21 protein-coding genes and 1 tRNA gene are annotated in these 19,991 nt (G+C 69.6%); 13 read left to right on the forward strand and 9 right to left on the reverse strand.

Features of this window, described 5'->3' with window-relative positions:
• Window positions 1–50: 50 nt before the first annotated feature.
• Window positions 51–713 carry a CPBP family intramembrane glutamic endopeptidase gene (locus tag MUB46_RS10865; protein WP_261615916.1) on the reverse strand — a complete coding sequence of 221 codons (663 nt, stop codon included), beginning with the start codon at window positions 711–713 and terminating at the stop codon, window positions 51–53.
• A 304-nt stretch (window positions 714–1,017) separates the two neighbouring features.
• On the opposite strand from MUB46_RS10865, the gene MUB46_RS10870 reads away from it, so the two are divergent.
• The gene (locus MUB46_RS10870) at window positions 1,018–1,683 is read left to right on the forward strand and encodes a hypothetical protein (protein ID WP_261615917.1); all 666 of its coding nucleotides are present in this window, start codon (window positions 1,018–1,020) and stop codon (window positions 1,681–1,683) included.
• A 132-nt stretch (window positions 1,684–1,815) separates the two neighbouring features.
• Here the strand turns inward: MUB46_RS10870 and MUB46_RS10875 are convergent.
• The 5 genes from MUB46_RS10875 to hemC all read right to left on the reverse strand — a co-directional run bounded on the left by MUB46_RS10875 (window position 1,816) and on the right by hemC (window position 7,289).
• Window positions 1,816–1,891, reverse strand: a tRNA-Thr gene (locus MUB46_RS10875).
• 53 nt (window positions 1,892–1,944) lie between these two features.
• Window positions 1,945–3,720, reverse strand: a complete 1,776-nt coding sequence (locus tag MUB46_RS10880; RefSeq protein ID WP_261615918.1) for a heme biosynthesis protein HemY — start codon at window positions 3,718–3,720, stop codon at window positions 1,945–1,947.
• Window positions 3,721–3,741: 21 nt separating this feature from the next.
• Window positions 3,742–5,469, reverse strand: a complete 1,728-nt coding sequence (locus tag MUB46_RS10885; protein WP_261615919.1) for a COG4223 family protein — start codon at window positions 5,467–5,469, stop codon at window positions 3,742–3,744.
• Between the two features lie 109 nt (window positions 5,470–5,578).
• Window positions 5,579–6,340: a uroporphyrinogen-III synthase gene (locus MUB46_RS10890; protein WP_261615920.1), complete on the reverse strand. Its 762-nt coding sequence runs from the start codon at window positions 6,338–6,340 to the stop codon at window positions 5,579–5,581.
• 10 nt (window positions 6,341–6,350) lie between these two features.
• The gene (gene hemC, locus MUB46_RS10895) at window positions 6,351–7,289 is read right to left on the reverse strand and encodes a hydroxymethylbilane synthase (protein ID WP_261615921.1); all 939 of its coding nucleotides are present in this window, start codon (window positions 7,287–7,289) and stop codon (window positions 6,351–6,353) included.
• Window positions 7,290–7,379: 90 nt separating this feature from the next.
• On the opposite strand from hemC, the gene tsaD reads away from it, so the two are divergent.
• From tsaD to MUB46_RS10940, 9 genes are all read left to right on the forward strand, one after another.
• Window positions 7,380–8,441: a tRNA (adenosine(37)-N6)-threonylcarbamoyltransferase complex transferase subunit TsaD gene (tsaD, locus tag MUB46_RS10900; protein ID WP_261615922.1), complete on the forward strand. Its 1,062-nt coding sequence runs from the start codon at window positions 7,380–7,382 to the stop codon at window positions 8,439–8,441.
• On the forward strand, window positions 8,438–9,436 hold the full coding sequence (locus MUB46_RS10905) for an NAD(P)H-dependent glycerol-3-phosphate dehydrogenase (protein WP_261615923.1): 999 nt from the start codon (window positions 8,438–8,440) through the stop codon (window positions 9,434–9,436). Before tsaD ends, MUB46_RS10905 begins: the two co-directional genes overlap by 4 nt.
• A 51-nt stretch (window positions 9,437–9,487) precedes the next feature.
• Window positions 9,488–9,904, forward strand: a complete 417-nt coding sequence (locus tag MUB46_RS10910; protein WP_261615924.1) for an EVE domain-containing protein — start codon at window positions 9,488–9,490, stop codon at window positions 9,902–9,904.
• Complete coding sequence (locus MUB46_RS10915; RefSeq protein ID WP_261615925.1) at window positions 9,901–10,617, forward strand: class I SAM-dependent methyltransferase; 717 nt, start codon at window positions 9,901–9,903, stop codon at window positions 10,615–10,617. Before MUB46_RS10910 ends, MUB46_RS10915 begins: the two co-directional genes overlap by 4 nt.
• Window positions 10,618–10,762: 145 nt before the next feature.
• Entirely contained in the window at window positions 10,763–11,164 is a 402-nt protein-coding gene (locus tag MUB46_RS10920) for a DUF1761 domain-containing protein (RefSeq protein ID WP_261615926.1), read from the forward strand.
• Between the two features lie 185 nt (window positions 11,165–11,349).
• Window positions 11,350–13,299, forward strand: coding sequence for an acetate--CoA ligase (acs, locus tag MUB46_RS10925; protein WP_261615927.1), 1,950 nt, complete (start codon window positions 11,350–11,352; stop codon window positions 13,297–13,299).
• A gap of 355 nt (window positions 13,300–13,654) precedes the next feature.
• Window positions 13,655–14,107 (forward strand): hypothetical protein, encoded by a 453-nt coding sequence (locus MUB46_RS10930; protein WP_261615928.1) that lies wholly within the window; start codon window positions 13,655–13,657, stop codon window positions 14,105–14,107.
• 15 nt (window positions 14,108–14,122) lie between these two features.
• Window positions 14,123–14,884 (forward strand): helix-turn-helix domain-containing protein, encoded by a 762-nt coding sequence (locus MUB46_RS10935; protein ID WP_261615929.1) that lies wholly within the window; start codon window positions 14,123–14,125, stop codon window positions 14,882–14,884.
• A gap of 27 nt (window positions 14,885–14,911) precedes the next feature.
• Window positions 14,912–15,244 carry a hypothetical protein gene (locus MUB46_RS10940; RefSeq protein ID WP_261615930.1) on the forward strand — a complete coding sequence of 111 codons (333 nt, stop codon included), beginning with the start codon at window positions 14,912–14,914 and terminating at the stop codon, window positions 15,242–15,244.
• 111 nt (window positions 15,245–15,355) lie between these two features.
• On the opposite strand, the gene MUB46_RS10945 is transcribed toward MUB46_RS10940, so the two are convergent.
• Window positions 15,356–15,748 (reverse strand): thermonuclease family protein, encoded by a 393-nt coding sequence (locus tag MUB46_RS10945; protein WP_261615931.1) that lies wholly within the window; start codon window positions 15,746–15,748, stop codon window positions 15,356–15,358.
• A gap of 379 nt (window positions 15,749–16,127) precedes the next feature.
• On the opposite strand from MUB46_RS10945, the gene MUB46_RS10950 reads away from it, so the two are divergent.
• Entirely contained in the window at window positions 16,128–16,577 is a 450-nt protein-coding gene (locus MUB46_RS10950; protein ID WP_261615932.1) for a hypothetical protein, read from the forward strand.
• Between the two features lie 18 nt (window positions 16,578–16,595).
• Here MUB46_RS10950 and MUB46_RS10955 read toward each other — a convergent pair whose 3' ends face one another.
• Window positions 16,596–17,534: an amidohydrolase family protein gene (locus MUB46_RS10955; RefSeq protein ID WP_261615933.1), complete on the reverse strand. Its 939-nt coding sequence runs from the start codon at window positions 17,532–17,534 to the stop codon at window positions 16,596–16,598.
• 86 nt (window positions 17,535–17,620) lie between these two features.
• On the opposite strand from MUB46_RS10955, the gene MUB46_RS10960 reads away from it, so the two are divergent.
• On the forward strand, window positions 17,621–18,508 hold the full coding sequence (locus tag MUB46_RS10960; RefSeq protein WP_261615934.1) for an NAD(P)-dependent oxidoreductase: 888 nt from the start codon (window positions 17,621–17,623) through the stop codon (window positions 18,506–18,508).
• A 97-nt stretch (window positions 18,509–18,605) separates the two neighbouring features.
• On the opposite strand, the gene MUB46_RS10965 is transcribed toward MUB46_RS10960, so the two are convergent.
• Window positions 18,606–18,812, reverse strand: a complete 207-nt coding sequence (locus MUB46_RS10965; RefSeq protein WP_261615935.1) for a DUF1674 domain-containing protein — start codon at window positions 18,810–18,812, stop codon at window positions 18,606–18,608.
• A gap of 173 nt (window positions 18,813–18,985) precedes the next feature.
• Here MUB46_RS10965 and htpX point away from each other — a divergent pair, with 173 nt between their 5' ends.
• The gene (htpX, locus tag MUB46_RS10970; RefSeq protein ID WP_261615936.1) at window positions 18,986–19,990 is read left to right on the forward strand and encodes a zinc metalloprotease HtpX; all 1,005 of its coding nucleotides are present in this window, start codon (window positions 18,986–18,988) and stop codon (window positions 19,988–19,990) included.
• Window position 19,991: the final 1 nt, after the last annotated feature.

Here is a 19,991-nt window from a genome sequence, read left to right on the forward strand (position 1 = left end):
GGGAGCGGCGAACCGTCCGATTGTCCGACGGATCTCGCTTCGCGCAGCCGCTACCGCACCATGCCGTGGAAGAAGAAGACGCCGAGGCCGGTCGTGAACACGATCTGGCCGGCGAGCGCATGCATGAGCCAGGCGAACAGGAACGAGCCCTTCTCGCGATAGGCCCAGGCGAAGACCACGCCGCCGAACAGGGTCAGGATGACCGCCGGCCAGTTCCAGTAGAACAGGTGGGCAAGCGAGAACACGCCGGCATTGGCCGCGATCGCCACGTGCCGTCCCGGGAACAGGGCTCCGTACCGGCCGAAGAACAGCGCCCGGAACACGATTTCCTGCGGCAGCGCCGAGACGAACGGATAGAAGATCAGGATCAGGATCCACAGCCGCTCGTTGTGAAGTGGCAGCATGAACAGCGCGTTGGGTCTCAGCCACAGGACGAGGGCGAGGGCGACCGCGACCGTCAGCACGACGAAACCCGCCAGGACGGTCCAATCGGTAACGACCGGCCGCGCCAGCAGCGACCGCCACGAGAACCCGATCGATCGCGACAGCAGGATCACCGCGAGGATCAGCATGCCCGCCAATCCCGTCCAGATCACGCTTGGGGGCAGGCCGAGCGCCATGATCAGGGGCGTGGCCACGAAGATGAGACCGAATTCGGCCCACAGGCGCGGAAGAGACGCCGCCGTTGCGGCCGATGATCGGGAAATGCTCATGCAGTGCTTCGCGCGCGCGTTTCAGTGCCTACCGCCGATATGGTGATCGAAACGGACGGCCGTTTCCGACGATTGCCGTGGCGGTGCCGGTCATCCGGATACCGTCGGAGCCTTATTGAAACCGGAATGCGTCTTTTTCGCGCCTGCCCGCGGGAGGCGAAACGACGAAATCGGGTGGGGACCTGCCCCTGTCTTTGCGGTCGATGCCCTCGCCAGTATTCCCTAAGGGAATTTCGTTCACTTCTGCCCTCTACATTGGTCTCGGACACGACTCGTTTGTGAGACGCCGGATTGGAGGGATTTGATGATGGCAACAGGTTGGAAAGCAAAGATTTCAGGTACTGCGCTGGCAATGGTCATGGGCGGTGTCGTCCTCTCGTCGACGGCGGCGGCCCAGTCCTTCCCACCTGGCAATCGAACCGCGACTAATCTGGACTGCCGCGGCTGCGTGAACGTGCGGGAAATCGGCAAGAAGGCGGTCACGGCCGCCAAGATCCGCAGCGGCGCCGTCGGCACCAACAAGATCAAGAAGAACTCCGTCACGTCCGGCCGGATCAAGAACGGAACGATTCGGCCCAAAGACCTGTCGGCATCCGCGAAGCCCGCGGGGATCGCGTTCTCGAGCGGCGACCAGGACGTGGCGATCGGCGGCGCGCACGCGGTCTACCGGACGGTCACGCTCGATGCACCGGCGGACGGCTACGCCATGGTCAATGCGAGCTGGGTCATCTACGGGATCAACATCACCGCACGCTGCTCCATCACCACGGGATCGACCGTCGACACCGACCATGAGGTGGTCATCGAGGAGTCGGCGGGCAGCCTGATCAATCTTTCGGGATCGGCGGTCCGCGCCTATCCGGTCACGGCCGGCGCGAACACGTTCAATCTCGTGTGCTACGCGACCATCGGCACCCCCAACATCCGCGACAGCAGCCTGGTCGCGCTATATGCGCCGGCCAGCTACTGAGCACCGGAACGGGGCCGTATATCGATCTCCAAGGCCGAGTCGAGAGACCCGGTCTTTTCGCATGGCGATGCGCGCGCCTGTAGACGAGGCGACACTACGCGCGGCGACGTTGGCGAATTGTGTGGGGGGAAGTGGTGCCGCCAGGGTGACTCGAACACCCGACCTACGCATTACGAATGCGCCGCTCTACCAACTGAGCTATGGCGGCCCCGTGCGGCGCATGAATAAGCGTGCCGGCGCGACATTTCAAGCGTCACGATGTCAGAACAGTCCGAAGCGCTTTTTCGGCCTGTCCTCGTCGGGCGGCATCGGACCCGGATCGTCCGGGGCGCGGTCCAGCGCGAAGGGATGCTCGTCGGCGTCCGGCTCGGCGGAGCGGTCTCCGGCCGTCGCGGCCATTGCCGCCGCGGTCGCCGGTTCGGGGGCGGGCGTGGCCGCCTTTTTCCCGGGTTTTCTGTCCGTGGCCTCTTCCTTGGCGGTAGTGGGACGCTTTTCGCCGGTCTCCGGGGGTTGCGCTTCCTCGGCTTCCACGGCTGGCGTGGCGGCGGCCGTGGTTTCTTCCGGTGCCTCCGGTTGCGGCGTCACGTCGATCGGTTCGGCGGTCTCCGGTTGGGCGGTCCCCGGCTGGGCGGCCGCCGGCTCTACGGTCGGGGCTGTTTCCGGGGACTCTGTATCAGGCGCGCCCGGCTGGGCTTCGATCATTGGCGCCGATTCGGTGGCAGGCTCCGGCTCGGGGGTCTCCAGCGGCGCCGACAGGGCCTCGACCGGCACCTTCCATTCGAAGGCGTCGAGGTGGCCGGAGATCGGCGAGACCGGCGCCCAGGTCTCCGAGACATAGCCGTCCGCCGTCCAGGCGGGATCGCGCGGAGCGCGGACGGCGCGGGCGAGCCATTCGCGCACCTTGCCGGCGTCGCCGGTCTCGCCCTCGGCGATATCGGCCATCAGCAGGCAGACGCGCTGGGTCGGCTGCGCGGCGGCGAGCGGCTTCAGCGCGGCGCGCGCCTCGGCCCAGTCGCGGGCGTCGATGGCGGTAACCGCGACGCCGATGCGGCCCTCGACATTGTTCGGCATCTTGTCGAGCAGCGCCTTGGCGCGCTTCAGCCGGTCGCGGCCGGAATCGCCCGGACGGGCATGGGCGTAGATCGTGGCGAGATCGGGATGCGGCGACAGCCGCCAGGTCTTCTCGACGATCCGGGTCGCCTGGCGGGTGTTGCCGGTCGCCGAGGACTGGCGCGCGGCGATGACGGCGGCGGGCACCAGTTCCGGCGCGAGCTTGTGCGCCTCCAGCGCAAGCGCCAGCGCGCGCTCGGGATCGGCGTCCTCGCGCGCTATCGCCTGGGCGGTGAGCAGAACGGCGCGCAGCCGCTTGGCCGCCTTCTTGTCGATCAGCCGGTGTTCGGCATTGCGCTCGACCGTCGCCAGCGCGGCTTCCCAGTCGCCCTCGCGGGTCTGGATTTCCAGCAGGGCGCCGGCGGCCCAGGCAAGGCCCGGCGCGCGGGCGGCGGCGCGCTCTATGCAGGCGCGCGCGGTCTCCTCGTCGCCGGCCCGCTGGGCCTCGATATAGAGGCCGCGCAGGCCGAGCAGCTCGGTGTCCGGCCGCTCGGTCATGGTCTCGAACGCCCTGGTCGCGGCCTTGCGGTCGCCCGAAAGCTGGGCGGCCTGGGCGTCCAGAAGCAGGGCCAGGGGCTCGTCCCTGAGCAGCTTGTGCGCTTCCTTGGAGGCGTGCCGGGCGAGGCGGGCATCGCCGGCGCCGGCGGCGATCATGCCCCGCGACAGCGCCTTGTAACCGCGCGTCTGCCGACGCCCCTTGAAGAAGCCGGTGACGGCGGAGGGGCCGTGCGCCAGCCAGCGGACCAGCGTCCACAGGATCATCAGCGCGACGACGACGGCGATGACGCCGACGGCGGCCACCATGACGCTGGTCTCGATGTGCCAGCCCTGCCAGTCGACGACGAGATCGCCGGGGCGGTCGGCGAGCCAGGCCGCGCCGAACGCGATCGCACCGACAAGAAGAATATAGAGGGCTACCCGGATCATGCGCGCTCAAGCCTCATCGGATCAGTTGCTCGCGGCCGCGCCCGATAGCGAGGCGGTCAGCGCCGACGACAGGTCGGCAAGGGCCGAATTCACCGCGATCCGCGCCTTCAGGGCGTCCGCCCAATCCTTGGACGCCGCCTTGGCGCTGTCATCCAGCGTGTCCCATTCGCTCGCGGCGGTCTTCAGGTCGCCGGCGTTCAGCGCCGCCTCGATGCGCGCGACGGTGGCGCCGCGGCCCGATCCCTCGACCTTGCCGGTCGGGCGGACGCGGACGAGCGTGCGGGCGCTGTCCAGCAGCGAGCCGACGATGCCGCTGTCGTCCGGGCCGCCGTCCGCCGGCGCGCCGGCGGACAGGATGGCGTTGGCGGTGGTCGCGAACTCAGCCTGGAGGGTCGCAAGATCGCCGACGCCGGTCCCGGCATGGGCGTCGAGAACGGAAAGATCGGCCTTGTCGCCGACGAGCGGGCGCAGCACGTCGAGCTCGGCGGTATAGGGCTTTCCTTCGTCGACGGTGCGCTCCAGCGCGGTGACGGCCAGCGCGCCGGCGGTGGTGCGGGCCATCTGGCGGGCCTCGCCGGGACCGGCTTCGGCCACGGTTTTCTTGAGCGTGGCGAGCTTGGCGTCGACGTCGCCGCTCAATTTGCCGAGTTCGCCTTGCAGGGCGGACAGCGTCTTATCGATCTCGTCCAGGCGGCCGGTCGGCTGGGCGGAAACGGTCTTGCCGAGCGCGGCGACGGTATCGGACATCTCCGTCATCTGCGTATTCAGCGCGGCGATCCGGTCGGACAGGGCCTTCACGGCTGCATCATCGACCGGCTTGCCGTCCGGCGTCACAACGGCCGGGCGGGCCTCGACGCCGCCGAGCCGCGTCTCGAGATCGGCGAGGCGCTGTTCGATGTCGCCGCCGATTTCGCCGGTCGCCGAGGCCGCGCCGGTGCCGATGTCGGCGAGCTTGTCCTCGACATAGGTCAGGCGCTCGTCCAGATCCTTGGCGGCCGGGGAGGCCGCCGCACTCTCGGCCATCGCATCGATCTTGGTTTCGGCGTCGTTCATGCGGCGGACCAGCGAATTGCGCGGATCGGCGCCGATTTCCTTCAGCGAGCTCTCCAGATCGGCGATCTTGCCGGCGATGACCTTGGAGTTGTCGCGCTTCGCGGCGCGGGCGATGCTCGTCTCGATGCCGGTCAGCCGGCGGTCCATCTCATTGACGATGTTCGTCAATTCGGCGTTGCTGGCGCCGGCGCGCGGCAGGATCCGAAGATAATCGAGGCCCAGATAGACGCCGAGCGCCAGGACGGCGCCGACGATGCCGGCGGCGATGACGCTGGCGCGCCGGGCGGTGGGAAGCGGGGCGGTTCGCGCCGGTTCGGCCTGGTCCGGGGCGGTTTCCTCACTGGAAAACGCGCCTTCCCGCGTCTCCTCGTCGCCCTCTGCGGGTGCGTCCGGGGGCGCGTCCGGGGGCGTCTCTTCGGTCCCGCTTTCGTCCGCGGCAGCCGTCGTCTCGGGCGTCATCTCGGGCGTCGTTTCGGTCGGGCCAACGTCGGCGGCCGTCGTCTCTGCCTCCGCCTCCACCGTCGCTTCGGAGGTTTCGTCGCCCGGCGCAGCGGTTTCCTCGGCGGTTTCCTCGGCGATCTCGCGGGCCTCGCCCTCGATCACCGCCGGGCGCACCGCCCGCCGGCGCCGGTCCGCGCGGTCACCCGTTTCGCCGCGTTCGGTCTTGTTGCGATCTTGTTTTTCGCCGTTGGTCATGATTCCGGTCCCGTCGTTGCGAGCCGACCCGGACGCGCCACCCCGGGCGCTCGGCCTTTGCCGGTTTATACACGCTTTGGCTCCGCTGTCGCGAGGCCCAGCGTCCCGGTTATCGGATCGATTGCTTTAAGAAACGCTCAAGTGCGGCAATAAGTGCCGATTCGTCGGGCCGCTCGGCGACGAAAATATGGCCGAAACCGAAAGCGCGGGCCTTCTCGGCGACATTCTCCGATATCACCACGGCGGCAACGCGCGCCAGATAATCGCCGAGGCCGGCGTTGCGGGCGAGCGCGCCGAAGGTCTCCGCGCTTCTCGGCGAATAGAGCAGGACCGCCGTGATCTCCGCTCCCTCCAGCGCATCGCGCGCGGCGGCGGGCAGCGCATCGGCGGCAACCGTCTCGTAGACGATGCGCCGCTCGGTCTCATAGCCGGCGGCGGCGAGCTCGCCGGCCAGGTCGCCGGCCACCTCGCGGCCGCTCAGATGAACCAGACGCCCTTCCCCGGGCCTGATCTCGGCGCGCAGGAGGCGGGCAAGATCGTGGACGTCGCCGGCGGCCGAGCGCACGTCGGTGAAGCCCGCCTGCCGGGCGGTCTCGGCGGTGTGGTCGCCGACAGCGTAGAGCGGAACGGCCGCAAGCGCCGCCAGCTCGGGCCGGCCGGCGAGCGTGCGGATGGCGTTGGCGCTGGTGACGATCAGCGCGCGGCAGGTTGCGGGGTCTGCCTTCTCGGGCAGCGCGATTTCGGCGAGCGCGATATCGGGGAGCGGGCGGATCGCCATGACCGGGGCGGCGATCGCGGCGATGCCGCGTTCGGCCAGACGGGCAACGGTTTTCTCGCTGTCGCCGGCCGGCCGCGTCACCAGAACCGTCATGCCGGAACTCTCACGACAGCGCCTTGAGCGCCGCCAGGAACTCCGTACCGGCGCGGGCGACGATATCCTCGCCGGCGGTGCGGCCGATCGCCTCGGCGTCCCCGGCCGCGCCCGCCGCGATCGCCTCGAATTCCTGCGTGCCGTCGGGGCTGAGGACGAGGCCGCGGAACCGCAGCCGGTCGCCGTCGATCACCGCATGGCCGGCGATCGGGGTGCGGCAGGACCCGTCGAGGACGGCGAGGAAGGCCCGCTCGCAGGTCAGCGCCGCCGCCGTCGGGGCGTGGTCGATCGCGGCGATAAGCGGAATGACGCGGGCGTCGTCGGCGCGCGTCTCCACCGTGATCGCGCCCTGGCCGAGCGCCGGCGGGAAGTCGTCGAGGCCGAGCACGCCGGTCGCCTCGTGCTCGGCGCCGAGGCGCTTCAGCCCGGCGAGCGCCAGCAGCGTTGCCTGCACCTCGCCTTCCTCGAGCTTGCGCAGCCTGGTCTGCACGTTGCCGCGGAAGGTGACGACCTTCAGGTCCGGGCGCAGGCGGCGCACCAGCGCCTGGCGGCGCAGCGAGGCGGTGCCGACCACGGCGCCGGCGTCCAGCTCGGCGAGCGATCCGGCGACGCGGCTCAGGAACGCGTCGCGCACATCCTCGCGCTCGAGATAGGCTGTCAGCACCAGCCCGTCGGGCAGCACCGTCGGCATGTCCTTGGCCGAATGCACGGCGATATCGGCGCGGCCGTCGAGCAGCGCCTCCTCGAGCTCCTTGGTGAAAAGGCCCTTGCCGCCGGCCTCGGCGAGCGCGCGATCCTGGATCCGGTCGCCACTGGTCTGGAACACGACGACCTCGGTCATCTCCTCGGGCAGGCCGTGGGCGGACCGCAGCCGGGCGGCGACTTCTTCGGCCTGGGCGCGGGCCAGCGGGCTGCCGCGCGTGGCGATACGAATGGGCGTGTCGGACAAGTCTGGCTCTTACGGGTGACAGTCGGGGTCGGCGGCGACTATAGAGACGGGCGAAGTGGAATGAAATCCGCCAATCGACCGGAACCAGAGATGCGCGTCCTCGGTATTGAAACGAGTTGCGACGAAACCGCCGCGGCGGTCGTCGCCCGCACGGGCGACGGCGACGGCTTTTCGGGCCGCATCCTGTCGAACGTGGTCCTGAGCCAGCTTGCCGAGCATACGCCCTATGGCGGCGTCGTGCCGGAAATCGCCGCGCGCGCCCATGTGGAGACGTTGGACGGCCTGATCGCGCAGGCGCTGGCTGAAGCCGGCTGCGGTCTCGACGACCTCGACGGCATCGCGGCGACGGCCGGGCCGGGTCTGATCGGCGGGCTGCTGGTTGGGCTGATGACCGGCAAGGCGATCGCGGCGGCGGCGAACAAGCCCTTCGTGGCGGTCAACCATCTGGAGGCCCACGCCCTGACCGCGCGGCTGACCGACGGCCTTGCCTTTCCCTATCTGTTGCTGCTCGTCACCGGCGGCCACACCCAGATCGTCAAGGTCGAGGATGTCGGCCGCTACCGGCGCTGGGGTACGACGGTCGACGACGCCGCCGGCGAGGCCTTCGACAAGGTCGCCAAGATGCTGGGCCTCGGCTGGCCGGGCGGGCCGGCGGTCGAGGCGCAGGCGCTGAAGGGCGATGCCGCGCGGTTCGCCTTCCCCCGGCCGATGACCGGCCGGGCGGGCTGCGACTTCTCGTTTTCCGGGCTGAAGACGGCGGTCCGGATCGAGGCGCAGCGGATCGCGCCGCTGTCGGAAACCGACGTCGCCGACCTGTGCGCCGCGTTCCAGGCGGCGGTCGTCGACAGCCTCGCCGACCGCACCGGGAATGCGCTTTTGCGGTTTACCGAGGAGACCGGCGCCGCGCCGGTGCTGGTGGTGGCCGGCGGCGTCGCCGCCAACCAGGCCGTGCGGGCGCGGCTCGAGGCGCTTGCTGCCGCGCACGGGGCAACGCACGGGGCCGGGCTGGTGGCGCCGCCCCTGAAGCTGTGCGGCGACAATGCCGCCATGGTCGCCTGGGCCGGCTGCGAGCGGCTGGCGCGCGGAGCGACCGACACGCTCGACGCGCCTGCCCGGGCGCGCTGGAGCCTGGAAGACGTGGAGGCGGCATGAGCGCTGTCGGAACGGTCGGGGTCATCGGTGGCGGCGCCTGGGGAACGGCGCTCGCCAGCGTCGCGGCGCGGGCCGGACGCCCGGTCCGCCTCTGGGCGCGCGACGTCAAGACCGTCGAGGACATCAACCGGCACCACGAGAACCGGATGCGGCTGCCCGGCGTCGCGCTCGACGCGGGGATCGTCGCGACCCGGTCGCTCGAGGAGACCTGCGCCGCCGACGTGCTGATCCTGGCGGTGCCGGCCCAGGCGGTGCGCGGCGTGGCGCAGGAGATGGCCGGCGTGCTGCCGGCCGGCCGCCCCGTCGTCATCGCCGCCAAGGGCATCGAGCGCGGCACAGAGGCCTTCATGTCCGACGTCGTCGCCGAGGCGCTGCCCCAGGCGGTGCCGGCGGTGCTGTCGGGGCCGAGCTTCGCCGACGACGTGGCGCACGGCCTGCCGACCGCGGTGACGCTTGCCTGCGCCGACGAGGCGGTCGGCAGGACGCTGGTCGAGGCGATCGGCTACAGCGCCTTCCGCCCCTACCGGTCGAGCGACCTGACCGGCGTCCAGGTCGGCGGGGCGGTGAAGAACGTTCTCGCGATCGCCTGCGGCGTCGTCGTCGGCAAGGCGCTGGGGGCGAGCGCGCACGCGGCGCTGGTGGCGCGCGGCTTCGCCGAGCTGACGCGGTTCGGCCGTGCGCTTGGGGCGCGGCCCGAGACCCTGTCCGGCCTGTCGGGCCTCGGCGACCTGGTGCTGACGGCGACCAGCCCGCAATCGCGCAACTATTCCTTCGGCGTCTCCCTGGGACGGGGCGACACGGTCGACACCATCCTCGGCGGCCGCAAGGCGGTCACCGAAGGCGTGTGGACGGCACCGGCGGTCGTCGACCGGGCGGCGAAGCTGGACGTCGAGATGCCGATCTGCGCGGCGGTCGCCGCCGTCGTCGCCGGACGCGCCAGCGTCGATACGGCGATAGAGGCGCTGCTGTCGCGTCCGTTCCGCGAGGAACACTGACGGCGCCGGAGGCAACCCGGTTCGACCAAACGAAACAAACGGAGAGGCGGCATGGCCTATTGGCTGTTCAAGTCGGAGCCCAACACCTGGTCCTGGGACGATCAGGTGAAGAAGGGCAAGAAGGGCGAGGAGTGGGACGGGGTGCGCAACTATCAGGCGCGCAACACCATGCGCGCCATGAAGAAGGGCGACCTCGGCTTCTTCTACCACTCGGTGAACGAGAAGCGGATCGTCGGCATCGTCGAGGTGGTCGTCGAGGCGCATCCCGATTCGACCGACGGCTCGGGCACCTGGGAGTGCGTCGACATCGCCGCCGTGGAGGCGGTGCCGAACCCGGTGACGCTGGACGCCATCAAGGCCGAACCGACGCTGGCCGAGATGGTGCTGGTCAACAATTCGCGGCTGTCGGTGCAGCCGGTCACGGCGCAGGAATGGAAGATCATCCGCAAGATGGGCGGCCTGACGTGAGCCTGCCGGCTCCTGACGGAGCCGTGCGGGACACCGACGACCGGGCCGCCTTTATTTGCGACAACACGCGGCCGCGGCCGGTGCCGCTGTGCCCGGAGATCACGGTGCGCGTGGCCGACGAGGCGCTGCCGCTGTGGCGCAAGACCGAGGAGGAGCTCGGCGAGATGGGCCTGCCGCCGCCGTTCTGGGCGTTCGCCTGGGCCGGCGGGCAGGCGTTGGCCCGGTACGTGCTGGATCACCCCGAAACCGTGCGGGGCCGTCGCGTGCTCGATCTCGGCGCCGGGTCCGGGCTGGTGGCGATCGCCGCGATGCGCGCCGGCGCGGCCGGCGCGACCGCCGCCGACCCCGACCGCTGGGCGGCCGCCGCGATCGGCCTCAACGCCGCGCTGAACGGCGTTCGCGTCGACGTGGCCGCGGCGGATCTGCTCGACGGACCGCTCGATATCCCCGGTGGCACGCCCGAGGGTGCCGTCCCGGAGACTGTCCTGGTCGGCGACCTGTTCTACGAAAAGCCGCTTGCCGGCCGGGTGCTGCGGTTTCTCGACCGCTGCCGCGATGCCGGCGCCACCGTCCTGATCGGCGATCCGGGGCGCAGCTACCTGCCGCGGGCGCGGCTCGAGAAACTCGCCGAGCACGGCGTGCCGACGACGCGGGCGCTGGAGGACGCGGAGATCAAGCGCACGGCGGTATGGCGGCTCGTCGCCCGGGCGTGACCGACCAAAGGCCGAGGGCCCGGGTGTTCAAGCGCCAGGTGTTCAAGCGCCGGACGTTGGGGGAAATGCGCCGAGGCGCTTTCGCTCGGGCGCCGGCCTGGGCTACACATCGACGGGAATCTCGTTCCGAGGGGAGACACCGGACATGGTATTCGACGGCATCAACTATCTCGCCGTGGTCATCGCGGCGGTCGTCGGCTTCGTCGCCAGCGCGCTGTGGTACAAGGCGTTCGGCAATGCCTGGCTGATGGCGCAGGGGCGCGCGCCCGGAGACACGACCCCGAAGCCGGGGCCCTTCGTCGTCGCCGGCGTGGCGCAGCTGCTGATGGCCTTCATGCTTGCCGGTGTGCTCGGCCATCTCGGCCAGATCAACCTGCAGAACGGCATCATCGGCGCGGCCTTCCTCTGGCTCGGCTTCGTCGCCACGACGATCGCCGTCAACGATTCGTTCCAGGGCTCCAAGGTGACGCTGACGCTGATCGACGCCGGTCACTGGCTGGTGGTTCTGGTGCTGATGGGCGCGATTATCGGCCTGTTCGGAGTCTGAAATCCCGCGGGTCCGGCCGAAAGCGGGGCGAATCGTCGCCGTCGACCAAAGTTCGACGGTTCCGACATTGCCCGCCCCACGGCCGATCCGCATAATGCGCGCGATACGCGGCGCCGCCGGATAACGGCGAGCGCGACGATGGAATACCAGGGGAATACCAGGGAAATACCAGGGAGGTCTGGCCAATGGATCAATCGCTCTTTCCGGTGCCCGAGGCTTGGGCAAAGCGCGCCTACGTGGACGACGCGAAATACCAGGAGATGTACAAGCACTCGGTCGACGACCCGGACGGATTCTGGGGCGAGCACGGCAAGCGCGTCGACTGGATCAAGCCGTACACGAAGGTCAAGAACACCTCCTACGACCCGCACAACGTCTCGATCAAATGGTTCGAGGACGGCACGCTCAACGTCACGGCGAGCTGCATCGACCGGCATCTGGAGACGCGCGGCGACCAGGTGGCGATCCTGTGGGAGGGCGACGACCCCGCCGACGACGCCAAGATCACCTACCGCGAGCTCTACGACAACGTCTGCCGCTTCGCCAACGTCTTGAAGAAGCTCGGCGCCAAGAAGGGCGACCGCATCACCATCTACATGCCGATGATCCCGGAGGCCGCCTACGCGATGCTGGCCTGCGCGCGCATCGGCGCGGTGCACTCGGTGGTGTTCGGCGGGTTCTCGCCGGATTCGCTGGCCGGGCGCATCCAGGACTGCGATTCCAACATCGTCATCACCGCCGACGAGGGCCTGCGCGGCGGCCGCAAGATCCCGCTGAAGGCCAATACCGACACGGCGCTGGAGAAGTGCCCGAGCGTGACCGGCGTCGTCGTGGTGCGGCGCACCGGCGGCGTCATCGGCTGGAAGGACGGCCGCGACGTCTGGCTGCACGAGGAGATGGAAGACGTGGCGGGCGACTGCCCGGCCGAGGAGATGAACGCCGAGGACCCGCTGTTCATCCTCTACACCTCGGGTTCGACCGGCCAGCCGAAGGGCGTGCTGCACACCACCGGCGGCTATCTCGTGTTCGCCGCGATGACCCACCAGTACGTCTTCGACTACCATGACGGGGACATCTACTGGTGCACCGCCGACGTCGGCTGGGTGACCGGCCACAGCTACATCGTCTACGGGCCGCTGGCCAACGGCGCCACCACGCTGATGTTCGAGGGCGTGCCCAACTACCCGACCGCGGCGCGGTTCTGGGAGGTGTGCGACAAGCACCAGGTCAACATCCTCTACACCGCGCCGACGGCGATCCGCGCGCTGATGGGCGCCGGCGAGGAGCTGGTCAAGAAGACCAGCCGCGCCTCGCTGCGGCTGCTCGGCTCGGTCGGCGAGCCGATCAACCCGGAAGCCTGGCTGTGGTACTACAACGTGGTCGGCGACGGCCGCTGCCCGATCGTCGACACCTGGTGGCAGACGGAGACCGGCGGCATCCTGATCTCGCCGCTGCCCGGCGCCACCGGGCTGAAGCCCGGCTCGGCGACGCGGCCGTTCTTCGGCGTGCAGCCGGGCCTCGTCGACGGCGACGGCACGCTGCTCGAGGGCGCGGCCGAGGGCAACCTGGTGATGCTCGACTCCTGGCCCGGCCAGATGCGCACCGTCTACGGCGACCACGAGCGCTTCGTGCAGACCTACTTCTCCGCCTACAAGGGCCTGTACTTCTCCGGCGACGGCTGCCGCCGCGACGAGGACGGCTTCTACTGGATCACCGGCCGCGTCGACGACGTCATCAACGTCTCCGGCCACCGCATGGGCACGGCCGAGGTCGAATCCTCGCTGGTCGCCCATCCGAAGGTCTCGGAGGCCGCCGTCGTCGGCTACCCGCACGACATCAAGGGCCAGGGCATCTACGCCTATGTCACCCTGATGGCGGGCGAGGTGCCGAACGAGGACCTGCGCAAGGAACTCGTCCAGTGGGTGCGCAAGGACATCGGCCCGATCGCCTCGCCGGACCTGATCCAGTTCTCGCCGGGCCTGCCGAAGACCCGCTCGGGCAAGATCATGCGCCGCATCCTGCGCAAGATCGCCGAGGACGAGTTCTCCAATCTCGGCGACACCTCGACGCTCGCCGACCCGGCCGTCGTCGACGACCTGATCGACAACCGGCAGAACCGCGCGAAGACGGCGTAGGCCGGCGCAGCTCCCCGCCCGGTCATCCCTGCGGAAGCGGGGATCGCGCCGGCACCGCTGAGACGTCGTCGCTCAGACGTCGCCACTCGCTCCGGACACCTGCTTCAGCGCCCGGCCCCGTGATGGGGCCGGGCGTTGCCGTTTGCGCGCCCCACCGCCGCCAGGTCGCGGCCGTTCGGGGATCGCCCGCGCGCGATAGCCGAATTGCGTATTCGAAATTGCAGCCGGCCCTTGATACAAACACCGGGATACAAACACCGGTTGTGGCGGGTGCGCCGCTATCGCTGGACTTTCGATCGTGGTCCGGGACTTGATAAAAATACCAATAACCCCATAATATGGGCTTTGTGATATAATGCCTTCGAAGCGTCGGACGGACCCGCTGTTCCTGGATGACGTCAAGACCATTCTGGGCGATCCGGCCGGCATCCTGCGAAAACCGCCGACCAGGGCCGAGCTGGAGGAAGAGCGGCAGCTATGCGGTCTGCTTTGGGGCTATGCCGATGCGGGCGACGCCGAATGGGGCCCCGACAGCGATCGCGCCGGCCTGCTGCACACCGCCGCCGGAGAGACGATCGAGGTTCGGTACATCAATTGGGGCGGCCAGATACTCGACCTGTTTCCGGTCCCCAAGCGGGTGCCGCGATGCCGGATCTGGTTCCTGCGCCACCCGGATGGAACCGAGTACCTGATCGCGATGACGAACGTAACGGAGATCGCGGAGGGGCATTTCCCGGATCTGAACGGGATCGTGAGCCCGCGCGTCGCCGCGCTGCTGCCGGGCAGCTACATCGAGCAAGTGTCGTAAGCGTACGAGGCCGCCATGCGTGAGACGAAACAGTACAAGTCCTTCGACAGCCTGATCGCGGATCGCGGCCAGGCCTTCGAAAGCGCGGCCGACGCGTACCGGTTGCTCACCGACACCGCCATGTCCGATGCCGAGTTCGCGGACGCCTTCTGGTACGAGCACCTGCGCCGCCGCATGGTCGCCGCGCGAAAGGCAAACCATACGCAGGCCGATCAGGCGCGCGCAATGAAGACCAGCCAGAGCGAGGTCTCGCGCCTCGAGAACAGCCTCGGGCCGGGGACGCGGCTGGGCACGCTGAGAAGCTATCTGGCGGCGTGCGGCACGTCCCTCGAGGCCATGCTGGCGGTACCGGCCGCGGCGCCGGACCCGGGGCGCGAGCCCGGCGAAGTGGCCGGCGAAGAGGCTGGCGGCCCGGCCGGCGAGAACGTCACGCTCGTCATCGAGGGCGCCAAATTCGCCGGCCGCGAGGCCATCGGCGTGCTGGAGGCGATCCGGACCGTCATGAAGACGGTTCAGGAGACCCCGATGAGCGCCGCCGACCGGACGGCGTTCTTCCGGGCCTTCATCACGAATCTCGTCGACGCCAGGCTTCCGGCGCGGCTGTACGGCGACCATCCGGTCAAGCTGAACATGTCCGTTCCCGGCGACCAGACCGCGCCGGTGACGGGGGCCGGCGATCTGCAGGTGGTCACCGGAGACGGGCAGCCGTCGGATGACCTGATCACCGTGGCCGGCGCCAGACCGGCGGGCTCCGAAACCGCAGGCTCCGGAATCTGATCCTTGATGGACAAGGCGTAATCCGACATGGCCGTGCTCCACGCAGTGATAACCCTGATCTTCTGGGCTCTCTGGGTGCCGCTGGTGTACCTCGTCTCCAGCTGGCTGGTCGCGCGGTGGCCGTGGTCGGGCGACGTGCTCGGCGTGATCGGAACCCTGATGCTGTTCTTCCCGACGGCCTCCGGCCTCGCCTGGGACGTCATCTCGCGGACGGGGCGGCCGCCCCTCGACCACACCGGCAATCCCGTCCCGCCGATCCAGGGCTATGCTGGCTTTTCCTGGGTGCGCATCTGCATCAACGCCATCGGCATTTCGCTGATCGGGGTCGGCTTCTTCGTCAATTACCTGGCACGATCGTAGATCCTGGCACCATCCTAGCCGCCCGGACACCGCCGATGCGGGGGGTGCCAGGTGCGGGCATCCTGATACGGCGACCCGGATGCGGGCATTCTGATAGGGGCCGGCCGGCCCTCACCCCGAACACCAGCCCTTGCGCCCGGCCCCGCCATAGGGACGGGCATCGCCGCTCGCGAGCATGACCGCCGCCAGGTCGCGGCCGTCGCCCAGGCGCACGTCGGCGAGCACGCGGCCATGGTACTTGTCGCCCGAAATGCGCCACAGCGTGACCGGTCCCGCCGCCACCGCGGCGGCGGCGCGGCGCGTGGCCGCCCGGGCGCGGCGCGTCTCCTCGGCGCAGCGGCCGCGCAGCTCCGGCGCGTCGATGCCGCGCACCCGCACCAGCACATGCACGTCCTGGCCAAGCCAGACCCGGGCCGTGACCGCGATGGTGTCGCCGTCGACGACCCGCTCCACCCGCGCCGCCACCGGCCCCGGCAACGTCTCGGCGGCGGTGGCGGTCGCCACCCACCTCGGGGGTACCCAGGCGGGGGTCACCCCAGCGGGGGCCAGCCAAGCGGCTACCGCCCATGTGACGGCCAACCACAGGGCCGCCATCGCGACGGCAACGGGGAGCGACAGGACAAGGCGCGCGACTCGGTGCATGTCTCACGCATAGGAACAAAACCGGAACATGTCCAGATTTTATTCCTATCGTGGTTGGCGCGCGCGCCGGCGGCCGGCACCGCCTCGATGGTGATCGCGGAATAGATCGCGCCGTCCCGGTGTTATCCGCCCCGATGGTATCGGCTCTCGCGACAAGCACAGGTGACATGCGCAGGTGTCACCTTCCCTGGGGGCCGACCCGACCGGTTTCGCGTGGGGCCTGCGACACGATGGAGACGGCATGAAACGGCAGATCATCCGGAATTCGACGACCACAGCGTTCGTCCTGCTGGCGACGCTCGCCATGTCCGCGACCGCGGAGGCCAGGGACACGCGGTCGCGCGTCGAATGCACGGCCACGGGACAGACGGACATCTCGATGCGTGCCCGCTACGAGGTCCGTACCGGCGGGCGCAACCGCGAAAAGTTCACCACCGAGTTCGAGGCCGGTCCGACCGCCGGCTTCCGGGCCGGCAACAGGCTCAAGGTGAAGGTCAAGCGCGCGACGGTCGGCCGGATGAGGCTGGAAAGACTCGTCGACGGCGACCTGGTCGCCGACCTCAATTTCGATACGAGGCGCCAGGCCGATGCGCGGCCGTTCCCGTCGAACTGGCCGGAAGGCGTCGGGCGCGGCACCAAGATCAGGATCCTGCGCGGCCGCACGCGCGTGCTGGGCTGCACCTTGTCCTGAGGCCGCTACCACCCTCGGCTACAGCCGATAGATCCGCAGCGCGTTGTCGTGGAACAGCTTGCGCTGCTCCGCGAGGGGGAGATCGGAAACGACGGCGCGAAAGCCATCGAAGATGGTGGTGAAGGGGCCGGCGAGGCGGTCGACGGGGTAGTTGCTGGCGAACAGGCAGCGGTCGGTGCCGAAGATCGCGATGGCGTCGCGGATGACCGGGCCGTTGGCCGCCACCGTCCAGGGCCGGCCCGGCAGGCCGAGGCCGGAAATCTTCAGCGCCACATTGGGCCGGGCGGCGACCGTCTCCAGCGCCGCGCGCCAGCCGGCGAGCGCCTCGGCGGAGCGGTCGGCGGGCAGGCCGGTGTGGTTGACGATGACGGGGATCGCGGGAAAGTCGGCGGCAAGCTCCGCGGCGGCGTCGAGATGCCACCACGGCGTCTGCAGGTCGTAGGAAAAGCCGTGCCATTCGAGCAGGGCGTAGCCCGCGCGCCATCGCGGATCGTCCATCGAGCCCCGGGCGCCGCGTATGGCGTCGCGCGGGCGGGCGGCGGCGGCGGGCTTGTGGCGGATGCCGCGCGCCAGAGGGCTTCGCGCGTGGCCGGCCAGCACGTCGGCGATATCGGCGCGGTCCGGCTCGGCATGGCCGATCAGCGCGCTCGGCAACCCGTGCGCGGCTGCGACGCCCTCGAGCCAGCGCGTCTCGGCGACCGGGTCTGCGCGGTCCCACTCCGCCTCCATGTGCACCGTCCCGACGACCCGGTTCGGCCCGATATCGCAGCGGTAGTCCGGCGGCAGGTAATTCCGCTTCAGCGCAGAATAGTCGCCGTAGCGGAACGGGATCGGCTCGGGATCGCAGAGCCAGGGATAGTAGTTCGTCTCCAGGTCCCAGAAATGCTGGTGGGCGTCGATGATCGGCAGGTCGGCGGCCGTCTCCTCTTTCATCGTCATCGTCTCGACCGTTCCCATCCCCGTTTCCATGGCCCTGTTGCCATCGGGCGTACGATGCACCGTAATGCATACATTGTACGGCTGCACGCCAAGAGGGAATGGCCATGAGCGAAACGGTGGGATTCATCGGGCTGGGCCTGATGGGGGAAGGGTTCACGCGCCGGCTGATCGACACCGGGCGCCGGGTGGTCGGCTACGATATCGACGCGCGCCGGACCGAGGCGGCCGCCGGCTGGGGCGTCGAGGCGGCGGCGTCGCCGGCCGATGTCGCGGCGCGGGCCGACACGGTGCTCGTCTGCGTGCTCAACACGGCGGCCGTCGCCGACGTCATCGTCGGCGACAATGGCATTGCCGCCGCCAATGGCGGCCTCGAGGGCAAGGTGCTGGTCGATCATTCGACCACCGAGATCGCGGCAACGCTGGACCTCGCGGCCGTGCTCGCCGAGCGCACCGGCATGGCCTTCGTCGACGCGCCGGTCTCGGGCGGCCCCGACGCCGCGCGCGCCGGCACGCTGGCGATCATGGCGGGCGGGGACCTGCACGCGATCAGCCGGATCGACCCGCTGATGACCGATCTCGGCACGCTGACGCATATGGGCCCGGTCAGCGCCGGCCAGGCGACCAAGCTGGTCAACCAGACCATCGTGCTGACCAACTATTGCGTGCTGGCCGAGGCGCTGCGGCTGGCCGAGGCGCACGGCGTCGACACGGCGAAGATCCCCCAGGCGCTCGCCACCGGCTATGCCGGCTCCAACCTGCTGCCGGTCGCCTTCGAGCGGATGGTCGCCAGGGACTTCGTGCCGCGCGGCTATGCCCGGCAGGTGCTGAAGGATCTGGAGATGGTCAACGAGGACGCCCGCCATCACCACGTGGCGATGCCGATGGTGGCGCAGGCGCTGACGCTCTACCGGATGATGATTGCCGCGGGAAAGGCGGATCTCGACGGCACGGCCATCGTGACGCAGCTGCCGGAGATTCTGCCGGGCCACTAGTGGCGGGCCACTCGTGGCAGGCCACCAGGCGCGCAGATAGCGGGCGCCGAAATGGTGCCGAATCGGTGCCGTAACGCTTCCGAGACGGGGGGCGTCGTCAGAAATCGCTGGCGATTCCCTTCTTTTCCCAGTCGCCGTAGCGGGTCGGCTCGGGGCCCCGCGGCCCGTTATATTCCGTCGGCCGGTCCTGCGCCTTTTGCGCGGCGCGGCGCGCCTCGGCCTCGGCCAGCGCGCGTTCGGCGGCCTCCTGGCGCCGTTTTTCCTTTATTTCTTCGCGGGTTTCGGTAGGCGTGGCGTCGTTCATCGCGATTCGGTCTCGTCTTGTCGCCAGAGGGGATCGAACCAACATATAGGACGCAGATCGCCTGCGGAGGCAAACCGGGGAGGCAAACCGGGGAGGAAAACCCGGGACACAAATCCGTAGGGATCAATCCGCGGCAGCGCGCAGACACCGGACCAACACAGGCCAGGGAACCCATGTCGGGCTATTTCAGGACAGCCATTCTTCTCGCCGCGATGACGGCGCTGTTCATGGGCGTCGGCTACCTCCTCGGCGGCAGCGGCGGCATGATCATCGCCTTCGTGGTGGCGCTGGGCATGAACGCGTTCAGCTACTGGAACGCCGACAAGGTCGTCTTGAAGATGTACAAGGCGCACGAGGTCGACGAGGCCACCGCGCCCGAGTTCCACGCGATGGTGCGCGACCTGGCGCGGAACGCCGACCTGCCGATGCCGAAGGTCTACATCATCGACGATCCGCAGCCGAACGCGTTCGCCACCGGGCGCAACCCCAGCAACGCCGCCGTCGCCGCGACCACCGGCATCCTGCAGACGCTGTCGTACGAGGAGCTGGCCGGCGTGATGGCGCACGAACTGGCGCACGTGAAGCACCACGACACGCTGATCATGACGGTGACGGCGACGATCGCCGGTGCGATCTCGATGCTCGCCAACTTCGCGCTGTTCTTCGGCGGCAACCGCAACAGCAACATGGGCTTCATCGGCACGCTGGCGCTGATGATCCTGGCGCCGCTGGCGGCCGCGCTGGTGCAGATGGCGATCTCGCGCTCGCGCGAATACGAGGCCGACCGGATGGGCGCGGAGATCTGCGGCCAGCCGCTGTGGCTCGCCTCGGCGCTGGGCAAGATCGCCGGCGGCGTCCGGCGCGTGCCCAACGAGGCCGCCGAGCGCAATCCGGCGACCGCGCACATGTTCATCATCAACCCGCTGCACGGCGAGCGCATGGACAACCTGTTCTCCACCCACCCGGCGACGGAAAACCGCATCGCCAAGCTGCAGGAGATGGCAGCCGGGATGGGAAGCGGCATGGGTGGGGGCTACACGCAGCCTTATGGCGATGCCGGGTCCTCGGGCGGTCCCTGGGGCGGCGCGTCCGGCGGAGATGCGGGCGGTTCCGGTCGCGGGACGGGGGGCAGCGTGCCCAATGCCGGGTCGCGGCCCGGCGCCGGACCGTGGGGCTGAT

This window comes from Microbaculum marinisediminis, from assembly GCF_025397915.1.
Classification (GTDB): domain Bacteria; phylum Pseudomonadota; class Alphaproteobacteria; order Rhizobiales; family Tepidamorphaceae; genus Microbaculum; species Microbaculum marinisediminis.